We start from the raw sequence: 13496 nt of genomic DNA on the forward strand, positions 1-13496 counted from the left end.
CTCCTCTGCAATCATTCAGACACGACGGCAACGCAGCCGCCACCTCCGCGTACCCCGCGGCTGGTGCGGAACGGCGCCGGCGCTCCCGGGCCTGGGTCTGTCCCCGACCGACTCCGGCTCACGCCGCGCGGCAACCCCTACCGGGGTCAGGCGCGGTCGCCAGGGACCGACCCGGCACCAGCCGGGCGGGCGCACGAGGTGCTCGGCTCGGGTAACCCCCGGCGCCGGCGCAGACAGACAGGGAGAGACGGATGGCAAAGGGCGACCCCGGGGCCGCCACCCGCAGCAAGCGGGCCGCACCCCGCACCAGACGCGCCGCCGCGACCGGTGAACCGGAACTCGTACAGCTGCTCACCCCCGAGGGTGAGCGGATCGAGAGCGCGCTCGGCCCGGACGGGACCGAGTACCGCGTCGACTTCACCGACGAGGAGTACCGCGGGCTGTACCGCGACCTCGTCCTGGTCCGCAAGCTGGACGCCGAGGCCACCGCCCTGCAGCGCCAGGGCGAGCTGGGACTGTGGGCCAGCCTGCTGGGCCAGGAGGCCGCGCAGGTCGGCTCCGGCCGGGCGCTGCGCACGCAGGACATGGCGTTCCCGACCTACCGCGAGCACGGCGTGCTCTACTGCCGCGGCATCGACCCGATCATGCCGCTGGGCCTGTTCCGCGGCGTCGACCAGGGCGGCTGGGACCCGAACGAGTTCAAGTTCAACATGTACACGATCGTCATCGGGGCGCAGACCCTGCACGCGACCGGGTACGCCATGGGTGTCGCAATGGACGGCAAGACCGGCGGCGAGGACGGCGAGGCGGTCATCGCCTACTTCGGCGACGGCGCCACCAGCCAGGGCGACGTCAACGAGTCGTTCGTCTGGGCCAGCGTCTTCAACGCCCCGCTGGTGTTCTTCTGCCAGAACAACCAGTACGCCATCTCCGAGCCGCTGGAGCGGCAGACCCGCGTGCCGCTGTACCGGCGGGCCGGCGGGTTCGGCTTCCCCGGCGTCCGGGTGGACGGCAACGACGTGCTCGCGTCGTACGCGGTGACCCGGCACGCGCTGGACAACGCGCGCAACGGCCAGGGCCCGAGCCTGATCGAGGCGTACACCTACCGGATGGGCGCGCACACCACCTCCGACGACCCGACCCGCTACCGCATCGCCAGCGAGGTCGAGGCGTGGCAGGCCAAGGACCCGATCGCCCGGATGAAGGCGTTCCTGACCAAGCAGAAGATCGCCGACGAGTCGTTCTTCACCGCTGTCGACGAGCAGGCCCGCACCGAGTCGGTGCACCTGCGCGAGCGCGTGCTCGCCATGCCCGACCCGCAGCCGGTGACCATGTTCGACCACGTCTACCCCAACGGCTCTCCCGAGCTGGACGAGCAGCGGGCCCGGTTCACGCAGTACATGGAGTCCTTCGAGGGGAGCGCGCACTGATGGCCACGGAGACGCTCACCCTCGGCAAGGCGCTCAACACCGGCCTGCGGCGGGCCCTGGAGAACGACCCCAAGGTCGTCATCATGGGCGAGGACGTCGGCAAGCTCGGCGGCGTGTTCCGGATCACCGACGGTCTCCAGAAGGACTTCGGCGACCAGCGCGTGATCGACACCCCGCTGGCCGAGTCCGGCATCATCGGCACCGCTGTCGGCCTCGCCATCCGCGGCTTCCGGCCGGTCTGCGAGATCCAGTTCGACGGCTTCGTCTACCCCGCGTACGACCAGATCGTGTCGCAGGTGGCGAAGATGCACTACCGCTCGCAGGGCAAGGTGCGGATCCCGATGGTCATCCGCATCCCGTTCGGCGGCGGCATCGGCGCTGTCGAGCACCACTCCGAGTCGCCCGAGGCGTACTTCGCGCACACCGCCGGTCTGAAGGTGGTGAGCTGCGCGAACCCGCAGGACGCGTACGTGATGATCCAGCAGGCGATCGCGTCGGACGACCCGATCGTGTTCCTGGAGCCGAAGCGGCGCTACTGGGAGAAGGGTCCGGTGGACCTGGACGCGCCGATCGTCGACGCGTACCCGCTGCACGCGGCCCGGGTCGCGCGGCCCGGCACGGACGCGACGGTGCTGGCGTACGGCCCGATGGTCCGCACCGCGCTCGACGCGGCCACCGCCGCCGCCGAGGACGGCCGCGAGCTGGAGGTCATCGACCTGCGCACGATCTCGCCGCTGGACCTGACCGCCGCGTACGAGTCGGTGCGGCGCACCGGCCGCTGCGTGGTGGTGCACGAGGCCCCGGGCAACCTGGGTCTCGGGTCGGAGATCGCGGCCCGGATCACCGAGGAGTGCTTCTACTCCCTGGAGTCCCCGGTGTTGCGGGTGACCGGCTTCGACACCCCCTACCCGGCCGCCCGGGTGGAGGAGGAGTACCTGCCCGACCTGGACCGGGTGCTCGACGCCGTCGACCGCACGTTCGGCTGGTGAGCGGCATGTCCCGGATCAAGGAGTTCAACCTTCCCGACCTGGGCGAGGGCCTGACCGAGGGCGAGATCCTCGCCTGGCTGGTCAAGGTCGGCGACGACATCGAGCTCAACCAGCCGATCGTCGAGGTCGAGACCGCCAAGGCGGCGGTCGAGATCCCGGCGAAGTGGGCCGGACGGGTGCAGGCGATCTTCCACCCGGAGGGGTCCACTGTCGAGGTCGGCGTGCCGATCATCGCGATCGACACCGACCCGAACGCCGGGCCGATCGAGGAGTCGACCACCGCCGCCCCGGCGTCGGACCTGCCCGCACCGTCGGCCGCGTCGCTCGCCGCGGTCGAGGTCGCGCCGGCCGAGGGCATGGTCGAGCCGGGCCTGATCGGCGGTGTCGCCCCGGGTGGGCGTACCGCCGTGCTGGTCGGCTACGGCCCGCGCAACGCCCCGGCGAAGCGCCGCCCGCGCAAGGGCGACGTACCGGCTCAGCCGGCGGCACCGGTTCAGGCCGCCGCCCCGGCGGCACCCGCGCCGGCCGCGCCCGCGCCGGTGGCGCCTGTTCCCGCGACGGCGGTGAACGGCAACGGCCGGGTCTCCGGTCCGGTGCTGGCCAAGCCGCCGGTCCGCAAGCTGGCGAAGGACCTCGGCATCGACCTGGCCACGCTCACCGGCTCGGGTCCGCTGGGCTCGATCACCCGTGAGGACGTACAGCGGGCGGCGAGCGCGACAGCGACGGCGGCCGAACCGCAACCGGTCGCGGCACCGGCCGCGTCGGCCGCGAGCTTCGGCGCGGACCGCGAGCAGCGCATCCCGGTCAAGGGGGTACGCAAGCTCACCGCGGAGAACACGGCCCGCTCGGCGTTCACCGCCCCGCACGTGACGGAGTTCCTGACCGTCGACGTGACCCGGGCGATGAAGGCGCTGGACCGGCTCCGCGACCGGCGCGAGTGGCGCGACGTCCGGGTGTCGCCGCTGCTGCTGGTCGCCAAGGCGGTGCTGCTGGCGGTCAAGCGGTACCCGATGGTCAACTCGACCTGGGCCGGCGACGAGATCGTGGTGAAGGAGTACGTCAACCTCGGCATCGCGGCGGCCACCGAGCGCGGCCTGATCGTGCCGAACATCAAGGACGCCGGGCGGCTCTCGCTGCGCGAGCTGGCGGACGCGATGACGGAACTGGTGCAGACCGCGAAGTCGGGCAAGACGTCCCCGGCGGACATGTCCGGCGGCACGCTCACCATCACCAACGTCGGCGTCTTCGGCGTCGACACCGGTACGCCGATCCTGCCCCCGGGCGAGTCGGCGATCCTCGCCTTCGGCGCGGTACGGGAACAGCCGTGGGTGCACAAGGGCAAGGTGAAGCCGCGCCTGGTGACCACGCTGGGTCTGTCCTTCGACCACCGGATCATCGACGGTGAACTGGGTTCGAAGTTCCTCCGCGACATCGGGGACTTCCTGGCCGACCCGGAGGCGGCGCTACTCGCCTGGACCTGACGCACCACCGCTCCGGTCACGGCCGGTGTGCCACGGGTGAACGCCCGGCACACCGGCCGTGACCTTTTGGGAAAGGAATCATCGGATCATGGGGCACGAGTGCCTACGATCCTTCGGCACGTGGCTCAGCTCACCTAATAATCGATGGCGCTCGGCGGTCCGGTGCGCTTGAATAGAGACATCAAGGGGCTGACAACCGAATAGCCAGGAGGAGAGACCCAAGATGAGCATGATCGAGCGAATCCGCACCCGCCGCGACGCCAACCGCCGCGCCCGCGCCATCGAGCACGCGCTGCGTTCCGCCAACTCGCCCGCGGTCCGCGAGGAGCTTCTCGCCATCGCCCAGCGTCACATGAGCTGACGCCACCGACCTTTCTCACCTCCTCCAGTTCGGAGACCCGCCCGGCACCGGGCGGGTCTTCGGCGTATCGGCATCGGTCGGCACCGGGATTCCACCTCGCTTCACCGCCCGGTACGGTTGGCACGGTCGCCAACCGGCTGACTCCGGACGGATGCGGGGCAACGAAACCCGTCGACGTCGTCCGGTGACTTTCGGTGACCGCTGATGCTCCCCCGGGGCGGTCCCGGGCGACCACCGGATACGGTGCGGGGAGCGCGCACGGCCGGTACCCGCCGGCGACGCCGGCAGCTGTGCCGACGGTTCCCCGACCGGCATCGGCGGCCGACCTGTGATGGAGGAGGCGCACCCATGACGTCCGAGGCTCCGCACCGCCCCGGCCAGGAGCCGGGCGAGGTGTCGCCGGGCACCGGCGGACCGGTGCCGTACGGCGAACAGCCGGCGCAGCAGGACAACGGGTACAACGGCGCACCCGACCTCGGTTGGGCACCGCCCCCGCCGGCCGGTCGGCCCGCGCAGCCGGCCCCGGCCTGGGCCGCGAACGACGACCAGCCGCCCGCGTGGGCCCCGCCCGCGGGTCAGCCGGTGACCGGGCGGGCGACCGCCCAGGTTCCGCAGCCCGCCTGGGGCGGCAACGACCAGGGCAACCCCGCCTGGGCCGGTTCCGGTGACCCCGCCTGGGGCAGCCAGGAGCAGTCCGGCCCGGACCGCGGCGCCGAGCAGGCGCCGCCCGCCTGGGCCGCCACGCCGCCGGGCAGCCCGGCCGAGCCGTCGCAGGCCCCCTGGGCCGCCGACCGGAACCGCCCCGGATGGGGCTCCGGCGAGCAGCCGGGCTGGTCGCCGTCCGGTGACCCGGCCGCCCGCGGCACCGGTTACGTGCCCGCACCGGCCACCGTGCCGAACGAGACCTGGGTGACGCCCGCCTCCGCGGACGACCCGAACCGCTCCGGTGGCTTCGCGCCCACCGGGGGGCAGCACGACGACGGCGCCGGTCGAGCCGGTGGCTGGGCCGCCGCCGGGCAGCCGGACGACCCGAACCGCTCCGGCGGCTGGACCCCGCGCGACGAGCAGCCCGCCGCGTCCGACGACCCGAACCGCTCGGGCGGCTGGAGCCCGCGGGAAAGCCAGCCGGCCTGGGCGCCGGGTCAGCAGACCGGCGCCACCTGGCCGCCGGCCGACCCGCCCGCACGTGCCGCCGCCGCGGTCTCCGTGCCGGGCGCCGCCCGGCCGGACAACACCTGGTCCACTCCGGAGCAGTCCGACCAGGACGGCCGGTCGGCCGAGGACAGTGGCGGCTGGCGGGCAACCGCTGGATCGCAGCACGACGAGGGACAGCGTTCCGGCGGCTGGCCCGCCGAGAACCGGTCCGGTGGCTGGGACGAGCCGGCCCGCACCGAGGACCCGGACCGCGCCGGTGGCTGGGCCGCCGGGCGCGCCGTGAACCCCGCCGAGACTTCGCAGCCGGGCGGCTGGGAGCCGAACCAGGGCCGGCAGACCGGCGGCTGGGGTGACGGCGGCGCCGTACCGCAGCAGCGTGACGCCGGTGAGCAGGCCGGCGCCTGGAGCGGCGCGGCCTCCGTACCGCAGCAGCACGAGCCCGGGCGGCCGGCGGACGAGCCGGCGCAGCCCGCCCGGGGCGCCGCCGCCCCGGCGGAGGCCCGCGCGAGCGTGTCCGTGCCGGCGCCCGACGCACCCGCCGGCTGGAGCGGCAACCAGGACGAGCGCCCGGCGCCCGAGCCGTGGCCGCAGGCCGAGGCGTGGGGCCGGTCCGAGGACTCCGCCCCGGCCTACCAGCCCGCCCCCGCGCCGGGCATCTCCCCCGGCAACGCCGTGCCGCTTCCGGCACAGCAGCAGCGGGTGCCGGGCGCCGCGCTCGCCGCGTCGCCGCCCACCGACCACCCGGGGACCGAACCCCAGGGGTACGAGCCGGAGCGCGGCGACGGCGGCTGGGCCGCGTCCCGACCCGAGGAGCCGCAGCCGCCTGCCGTTCCCGGACCGCGTACCTCCCCGGAGGGCGGCCCGGTCTCGGCGAGCGCGTCGGTCCCGGTGGCCAGCCGGGTCACCCCGCCGTCCGACCAGCCGCTGCCGACCGGCGGCCCCACGCCGCAGCCCCGGGTGTACGGCCGGCCCGCCCGCCCGGAGCCCGAGGACGCCCCCGAACGGGACGAGCCCGGGTTCCCCGGCCAGGACGGGCCGCCCTTCCCCGGCCCGCAGTCGCGGCCCGACGACGCCGACGGCCCGCACGGGTACGCCGGCACCCCCTCCGCGCCGGCCGCGCCGCCGTCGTTCCCCGTCGGTGTGCCGTCCTTCATGGACCAGCCCGGTAACACCCGCCCCGCCAACGGCGTGCACCCGGGCGGCGGGCAGCCCGACGCCGCCCGTGACCCGTTCGGCGGCCCGCAGAGCCCGTACGGCGCTCCCGGCGGCCAGGACGCGTTCAGCGGACCGGGCGGCCGGCCGGAACCGTACGGCGCACCGGGCAGCCAGCAGGCACCGTACGGCGCACCGGGCAGCCAGCAGGCACCGTTCGGCGCACCGGGCAGCCAGCCGGAACCGTTCGGTGGCCCCGGCGGCCAGCCGGAACCGTACGGCGGACCGGGCGGCCCCGGCGGGCAGCAGGATCCGTTCGGCGGGCCGGGCGGGCAGCAGGCACCGTTCGGCGGACCGGCCGGCCGGGCCGAGTCGTTCGGCGAGCCGGAACGGTTCGGCCCGCCCGCCGGGGGACGCGCCTCGGTCGCGGTACCCGGCCAGGGCCCGGCCGGTGGTGCGAACGCCTTCCCGCCGCCGCCCCAGCAGGCACCGCCGGCCTGGTCGCAGGACGGTCCCGGTGCCGAGCCGGAGCAGGGCCGCTTCGACGCGTTCAAGCCGGACACCGACGAGTCGCAGACCGAGGCGCCCCCGCCGAAGGTACGCAACGGCCGGGTGCTCGCCGCCGTGCTGATCGCAGCGGTGCTGATCCTCGCCGTACCGCTCGGCCTCCTGATGCTGCTCGGCAAGGTCGGCGACAAGTCGGCCGGATTCGACCCGGCGGTCGGCTCCTGCGTGAAGCAGTCCGGCACGACCGCCGTGGACGCCGACTGCGGCGAACCGGGTGCGTTCAGCGTGGTGTCGAAGGTGGACAACAAGGACAAGTGCGCCGACCTGACGCAGCCCTCAATCTCGGTCGAGGGCGGCGGGACCACCCGGGTGCTCTGCCTGAAGCCCGCCGGCCAGTAGACGCACGTACGCGGAGCGCTCATCCCTCGCGGGGTGGGCGCTCCGCGCCGTTGCGGTGTGCGTCTGTTCACCAGGGGATCGCCGGAAGCCCGCCGGGCCGGTGCGGCACGATGGGGGCATGAGCGCACGTGTACGGGCACCGGAACTACGGGGTCGGGCCTGGCTGAACACCGGCGGCAGGGCCGTCACGCTGGCCGACCTGCGAGGCAAGATCCTACTGCTCGACTTCTGGACGTTCTGCTGTATCAACTGCCTGCACGTGCTCGACGAGCTGCGCCCGCTCGAAGACAAGTACGGCGACGTCCTGGTCGTGATCGGCGTGCACTCGCCGAAGTTCGAGCACGAGAAGGACCCGGCGGCGCTGGCCGCTGCCGTCGAGCGGTACGGCGTGCACCACCCGGTGCTCGACGACGCCGAGATGGACATGTGGCAGCAGTACGCGGCCAAGGCGTGGCCGACGCTCGCCGTGGTCGACCCCGAGGGGTACGTGGTCGCCACCATGGCCGGCGAGGGGCACGCCGAAGGGCTGTCGCGGCTGATCGACGAGTTGATCGCCACCCACGAGGCGAAGGGCACGCTGCACCGGGGCGAGGGCCCGTACGTGCCGCCGTCCGAGCCGGACACCGCCCTGCGGTTCCCCGGCAAGGCCGTCCCGCTCGACGGCGGGAACCTGCTGGTCAGCGACTCGGCCCGGCATTCCCTGGTCGAGCTGGCCGCCGACGGCGAGACGGTGGTCCGCCGCATCGGCGCCGGTTCCCGGGGCCGCACCGACGGCCCGGCCTCGGCCGCCACGTTCGCCGAGCCGCAGGGGCTCTGCCTGCTGCCGCCGCACGTGGCGGAGGTGGCCGGTTACGACGTGGTCGTCGCGGACACGGTCAACCACCTGCTGCGCGGCGTACGGCTGTCCTCCGGCGAGGTGGTCACCGTGGCCGGCACCGGGCGGCAGTGGCGCTCGGCCGTCGACGACCACGCGCACGACGCCCGCGCCGTCGACATCTCCTCCCCGTGGGACGTGGCCTGGTACGACGACCGGGTGGTCGTGGCGATGGCCGGTATCCACCAGCTCTGGTGGTTCGACCCGATCAAGCGGACCGCCGGCATGTACGCCGGGACCACCGTCGAGGCGCTGCGCGACGGCCCGCTGCCGGACGTGTGGATGGCCCAGCCGTCCGGGTTGTCGGTCTCGGCCGACGGTGCCCGCCTCTGGGTGGCCGACAGCGAGACCAGCGCGATCCGGTGGGTCGAGAGCGGTGAGATGCACACCGCCGTCGGTCAGGGCCTGTTCGACTTCGGGCACGTCGACGGCCCGGCCGACCAGGCGTTGCTCCAGCACCCGCTGGGGGTGTGCGCGCTGCCCGACGGCTCGGTGCTGATCGCTGACACGTACAACGGGGCGGTGCGCCGCTTCGATCCGGAGACCGGGCAGGTCGGCACCGTGGCGGACGGGCTGGCCGAGCCGAGCGACCTGGTGCTCACCGGCGAGGGCGATGTCCTCGTGGTGGAGTCGGCCGCGCACCGGCTGACCCGGCTGGCGCCGGGCGCGCTGACGTCGGCCGGCGCGAACACGGTGGACGGCCCGCGGCACCGGTTGGAACGCAAGCCGACCGATGTGGCGGCCGGGGAGCTGACGCTCGAAGTGATCTTCACGCCGGCGCCGGGGCAGAAGCTCGACGAGACGTACGGGCCGTCGACCCGGCTCGTGGTCTCGGCGTCCCCGCCGGAGCTGCTGGTCGAGGGCGCCGGCACGACCACCGACCTGTCCCGCAGGCTGGTGGTCAACGGCGACGTGGCGCAGGGGGTGCTCCAGGTGACCGCCCAGGCGGCGACCTGCGACGCCGACGTGGAGCACGCGGCCTGCCACCTGACCCGGCAGGACTGGGGCGTGCCGGTCCGGGTGGTCACCGGCGGCGCGACCCGCGTACCGCTGGTCCTGCGCGGGATGGACGCCTGACGGTGCGTGTTAAGAAGGGCCCCTTCCTCTACCGGAGGCGTTAAGAGGGGGCCCTTCCTTCACGCGAACGGAGTGGGTGTGACCCCCGCGTCGATGAGCGCGGCCCGCACGAGTTCCGCGCACCGCACCGCGCCCGGGGTGTCACCGTGCAGGCAGATCGACTCGACCGGGGCGGGGATCACCGTCCCGTCCACGGCGACCAGCGTCCGCTCGACGGCCATCCGTACCGCCCGGACGGCCACCTGTTCCGGGTCGGTCACCAACGCGTCCGGTGAGCTGCGCGGCACCAGCGTGCCGTTGGGGAGGTAGTTGCGGTCGGCGAACCCCTCGGCCACCACCCGCAGGCCGGCACCGGCCGCGAGCTGGGCCAGCACGGTGCCGGGCTGGCAGAGCACCGGCAGCTCGTGGTCGTATCCGCTGATCGCCGCCACCAGCGCGGCGGCCTGCGATTCGTCGCGGGCCGCCGCGTGGTAGAGCGCACCGTGCGGTTTGAGGTAGCGGACCCGGGTGCGGTACAGGCGGCAGAACGCGTCGAGCGCCCCGAGCTGGTAGATCGTCTCGTCGCGCAGCTCGGCGAAGTCGTACGCGATGTGCCGCCGGCCGAAGCCGGCGAGGTCCCGGTAGCCGACCTGCGCGCCCACGGCCACGCCGCGTTCGGCGGCGCCGGCGCAGACCCGGTGCATGGTGGCCGCGTCGCCGGCGTGGAAGCCGCAGGCGACGTTCGCGGAGCTGATCAGGTCGAGCAGGGCGTGGTCGTCGCCCAGCCGCCAGCTTCCGAATCCCTCGCCCAGGTCAGCGTTGAGGTCCATGGAACGTCACCGTAGTGCCTGGCCGGGCCTGGGCGAGCGCTGTCACGTCGTCCACCACCCCGATGACCGGGTACCCGCCGGTGGTGGGGTGGTCGGCCAGGAACACCAGCGGCCGGCCGTCCGGCGGCACCTGCACCGCGCCGAGCACCAGGCCCTCGCTGGGCAGTTCGCCGGCCACCGCGCGGGTCACCGCCGCGCCGGCCAGCCGCGCGCCGACCCGGTTGCTGTCCGGGCTCACCGTGTACGCGCCGTGGCACAGCAGGTCCGGTGCCTCGGGGGTGAACCAGTCCTGCCGGGGGCCGGGGCGCACGGTGAGCCGAAGTTCGTCCGGGAGCGGTCGCATGACGGCGAGGTCGACCGGGGCGGGTGGGCCGGCCGGGGTGCCGAGGGGCAGCCGGTCGCCGTCGCGCAGTGGCGGCGGTCCGAGGCCGGAGAGCGTGTCGGTGGCGCGGCTGCCGAGCACCGGCTCGACGGCGATCCCGCCGCTGACCGCGAGCCAGGTCCGCACCCCGGCGCGGGCCGGTCCGACGCGCAGCACCGCCCCGGCGGGCAGCGCCAGCGGCCGTCCCACGTCCCCCGGGCGGCTCTGCGCGGTCCCGGCCCGCCAGAGCACGTCGGCCGGGGCGCCGGTGAGGGCGACAGCCACCGCCCGGGTGACGCGCAGTACGCAGCCGGTCATGGTGATCTCCAGCCCGGCGGCGCGCTCGTCGTTGCCGACGAGCCGGTTGGCCAGGCGCAGGGCGGCCGGGTCGAGGGCGCCGGAGCGGGGTACGCCGAGGTGCGCCCACCCGGGCCGGCCCTGGTCCTGGACGGTGGTGAGCGCCCCGGCCCGCAGGACCTCGATCACGGCGCGTCGACCAGCCGGACGCGGGTGCCGGGGGTGAGCCGGGCGGGCGGGTCGGCGTGCACGTCGAACAGTGGCAGGTCGGTTCGGCCGACGAGCAGCCAGCCACCGGGTGACGCGGTGGGGTAGATGCCCGCGTACGGGCCGGCGAGCGCGACCGAGCCGGCCGGCACCCGGGTACGCGGCGTGGCGAGCCGGGGCACCGACAGCTCGGGCGGCAGCCCGGTCAGGTACGCGAACCCGGGCGCGAACCCGCAGAACGCGACCCGGAACTCGGTGCGCCGCAGCCGGTCGACGACTGCGGGAACGTCGACGTGCCAGTGGTCGGCGACCAGCGGAAGGTCGGCACCGTCGTACACGACGGGCACCCGGGTCTCGCCGCCGGTCGTGCCGGACGTGGTGGTCCGGGGGCGCCAGCGGGCGAGCCGCGCGGCGGCCGCGTCGGGGTCCGGTACGCCGTCGAGCAGCACGGTGACCGCGCCGGGGACGATCTCGGTGGCGGTCAGCTCGCCCGCCTCGCGCCGGTGCCACAGTTCGGCCCGCCACGCCTGTGCCTGCTCCGGGTCGTCGCAGTCGAGCAGCAGGGCGTGTGCCCCGACCGGCCGGATCCGCATCCGGTCATCCTTTCGCCGGCTGACGTGACGGTCCACACTACTTCCAAGTAACCTACGGCGTCGTAACCTATTGAGGTGACGACCTCCGCACCGTTCCGGCTCCGGCCGGCCGACATCGGGAAGCCGCGCATGCGCGGCTGGCTACACGCGTACGCGTTCTTCGCCGCTCTCGTCTGCGGCATCGTGCTGTGTTCGATCGCCGCCAGTCGTCCCGGCTGGGCTCCGCTGGTGAGCTGCCTGATCTACAGCTTCACCGTGTGCGGGCTGTTCGGCACCAGCGCGCTCTACCACCGGCGGGTCTGGTCCGAACGCGGCTATCAGATCATGCGCCGGATGGACCACTCGATGATCTTCGTGTTCATCGCCGGTACCTACACACCGTTCTGCGCCCTCCTGCTGGACGACCGGCAGGCCACGATCATGCTGAGCCTGGTCTGGGGCGGCGCGATCGCGGGCGTGGCGGTCAAGTTGATCTGGCCGCACGCGCCACGCTGGGTCTCCGCCCCGCTCTACCTGGCGCTCGGCTGGGTCGCGGTGGCCATGCTGCCGCAGATCCTGCACGCCGGTGGCGTCACCGCGCTGGTGCTGCTGAGTGTGGGCGGCGCGATCTACAGCGTGGGCGCGGTGTTCTACGCGCTGCGCCGGCCGAACCCGTGGCCCACCGTCTTCGGGCACCACGAGTTCTTCCACGCCTGCACGCTCGTCGCCGCGATCTGCCACCACATCGCGATCTACTTCGCGTTGTTCGCCTGAGCCGCGACGGCCGCACCGGCCGCGCCGCACCTCGGACCGCGTCGCGCCGGACCCCGGAGATGCGCGAGGGCCCCGCGCCGTTGCGGGGCCCTCGGGTCCTCGGGGGTCAGGCCGGGTAGCCCGAGCCCGGGCGGCGCACCTCGCGGTACTCCTCGCGCACGACGCGGTCGTCGCGCACCGGCACCACCGGCTCGGCAACCACCTGCTCGCGCACCGGGGCGGCCACGACCCGGCGACGGCTGTTCCAGAAGTAGAGCGTGGTGAGCAGGCCGGCGACACCGGCGAGCATGAGCACCCAGCCCACCACGTCGAGGTTCAGCCATCCCAGGTTGGTGTCGACGGCGAACGCGAAGATCGCGCCGAGCGCGATGAGGAAAATGCTGGCACCGATGCCCATGACGTCGCCTCCTTGGCGTCCTGCTGGCGTTTCCTGCCCGCCGCGGCCATGGATGAGGTAGCGGCACCCATCGACATACCCAGGCGCTTTGATCGCCAATCAGGCAAGCTGGGCGGCATGACGGACGGCAGGAACGGGCAGCGGACGCTGGTGCTGCTGCGGCACGCCAAGGCCGAGCAGCCCGCGGGCGGCCGGGACGCGGAGCGGTCGCTCACCGCGCGGGGTCACGCCGACGCGGCGTCGGCCGGCGCCTGGCTGGCCCGGCGGGGGCTGCTTCCCGACGTGGTGCTCTGCTCGCCGGCCCGGCGCACCCGGCAGACCTGGCACGACGTGGCGATGGGCATGACCGGCTCGCCGCCGGAGGGCGGCCCGGCGGGTCCGGTCCCGGCCGTGCGCTACGAGGCAGCCGTGTACGACGCACACCCGGACCAGTTGCTGGACCTCGTGCGAACGGTCGAGCCGACCGCCGGCACCGTGCTGCTCGTGGCGCACAACCCGGGGGTCTCGCTGCTCTCGACGCTGCTCGACCCGCAGCGGGCCGACCCGGACGGGCTACGTACCACCGATCTCGTGGTGCACCGGCCGACGACCCGGTGGGCCGAGCTGGCCCCCGGCGGCGCGCCGCTCACCGCCCGCCACACCGCCCGCGCCTGA

12 protein-coding genes are annotated in these 13496 nt (G+C 74.3%); 8 read left to right on the top strand and 4 right to left on the bottom strand.

What is annotated here, in order from left to right; translation table 11 throughout:
* The first annotated feature begins 251 nt into the window (after positions 1 to 251).
* The 6 genes from pdhA (at position 252) to GA0070215_RS03160 (ending at position 9425) form a co-directional block, all read left to right on the top strand.
* The gene (gene pdhA, locus GA0070215_RS03140) at positions 252 to 1430 is read left to right on the top strand and encodes a pyruvate dehydrogenase (acetyl-transferring) E1 component subunit alpha (protein WP_013473399.1); all 1179 of its coding nucleotides are present in this window, start codon (positions 252 to 254) and stop codon (positions 1428 to 1430) included.
* Complete coding sequence (locus GA0070215_RS03145; RefSeq protein WP_018785533.1) at positions 1430 to 2419, top strand: alpha-ketoacid dehydrogenase subunit beta; 990 nt, start codon at positions 1430 to 1432, stop codon at positions 2417 to 2419. Before pdhA ends, GA0070215_RS03145 begins: the two co-directional genes overlap by 1 nt.
* A gap of 5 nt (positions 2420 to 2424) precedes the next feature.
* Entirely contained in the window at positions 2425 to 3900 is a 1476-nt protein-coding gene (locus tag GA0070215_RS03150; RefSeq protein ID WP_091042100.1) for a dihydrolipoamide acetyltransferase family protein, read from the top strand.
* Positions 3901 to 4123: 223 nt separating this feature from the next.
* Positions 4124 to 4261 carry a hypothetical protein gene (locus GA0070215_RS28340; protein WP_013283356.1) on the top strand — a complete coding sequence of 46 codons (138 nt, stop codon included), beginning with the start codon at positions 4124 to 4126 and terminating at the stop codon, positions 4259 to 4261.
* 348 nt (positions 4262 to 4609) lie between these two features.
* Positions 4610 to 7474, top strand: a complete 2865-nt coding sequence (locus tag GA0070215_RS29460; protein ID WP_091041567.1) for an LppU/SCO3897 family protein — start codon at positions 4610 to 4612, stop codon at positions 7472 to 7474.
* Between the two features lie 118 nt (positions 7475 to 7592).
* A complete protein-coding gene (locus GA0070215_RS03160; RefSeq protein WP_091041572.1) occupies positions 7593 to 9425 on the top strand; it encodes an NHL domain-containing thioredoxin family protein in 1833 nt (610 codons plus the stop codon).
* 59 nt (positions 9426 to 9484) lie between these two features.
* Here GA0070215_RS03160 and GA0070215_RS03165 read toward each other — a convergent pair whose 3' ends face one another.
* From GA0070215_RS03165 to GA0070215_RS03175, 3 genes are read right to left on the bottom strand one after another with little or no spacing between them, the layout of a single operon-like run.
* Positions 9485 to 10234: a LamB/YcsF family protein gene (locus GA0070215_RS03165; RefSeq protein WP_018785536.1), complete on the bottom strand. Its 750-nt coding sequence runs from the start codon at positions 10232 to 10234 to the stop codon at positions 9485 to 9487.
* Positions 10218 to 11081, bottom strand: a complete 864-nt coding sequence (locus GA0070215_RS03170) for a 5-oxoprolinase subunit C family protein (RefSeq protein ID WP_091041577.1) — start codon at positions 11079 to 11081, stop codon at positions 10218 to 10220. Before GA0070215_RS03170 ends, GA0070215_RS03165 begins: the two co-directional genes overlap by 17 nt.
* The gene (locus GA0070215_RS03175; RefSeq protein WP_018785538.1) at positions 11078 to 11692 is read right to left on the bottom strand and encodes a 5-oxoprolinase subunit B family protein; all 615 of its coding nucleotides are present in this window, start codon (positions 11690 to 11692) and stop codon (positions 11078 to 11080) included. The genes GA0070215_RS03170 and GA0070215_RS03175 overlap by 4 nt, the downstream gene beginning before the upstream one ends.
* A 75-nt stretch (positions 11693 to 11767) precedes the next feature.
* Here GA0070215_RS03175 and trhA point away from each other — a divergent pair, with 75 nt between their 5' ends.
* The gene (gene trhA / locus GA0070215_RS03180; RefSeq protein WP_018785539.1) at positions 11768 to 12445 is read left to right on the top strand and encodes a PAQR family membrane homeostasis protein TrhA; all 678 of its coding nucleotides are present in this window, start codon (positions 11768 to 11770) and stop codon (positions 12443 to 12445) included.
* 106 nt (positions 12446 to 12551) lie between these two features.
* On the opposite strand, the gene GA0070215_RS03185 is transcribed toward trhA, so the two are convergent.
* Positions 12552 to 12842 (bottom strand): DUF6458 family protein, encoded by a 291-nt coding sequence (locus tag GA0070215_RS03185; protein WP_091041581.1) that lies wholly within the window; start codon positions 12840 to 12842, stop codon positions 12552 to 12554.
* A 117-nt stretch (positions 12843 to 12959) separates the two neighbouring features.
* On the opposite strand from GA0070215_RS03185, the gene GA0070215_RS03190 reads away from it, so the two are divergent.
* A complete protein-coding gene (locus tag GA0070215_RS03190) occupies positions 12960 to 13496 on the top strand; it encodes a SixA phosphatase family protein (RefSeq protein ID WP_091041584.1) in 537 nt (178 codons plus the stop codon).

This window comes from Micromonospora marina (assembly GCF_900091565.1).
GTDB lineage: Bacteria > Actinomycetota > Actinomycetes > Mycobacteriales > Micromonosporaceae > Micromonospora > Micromonospora marina.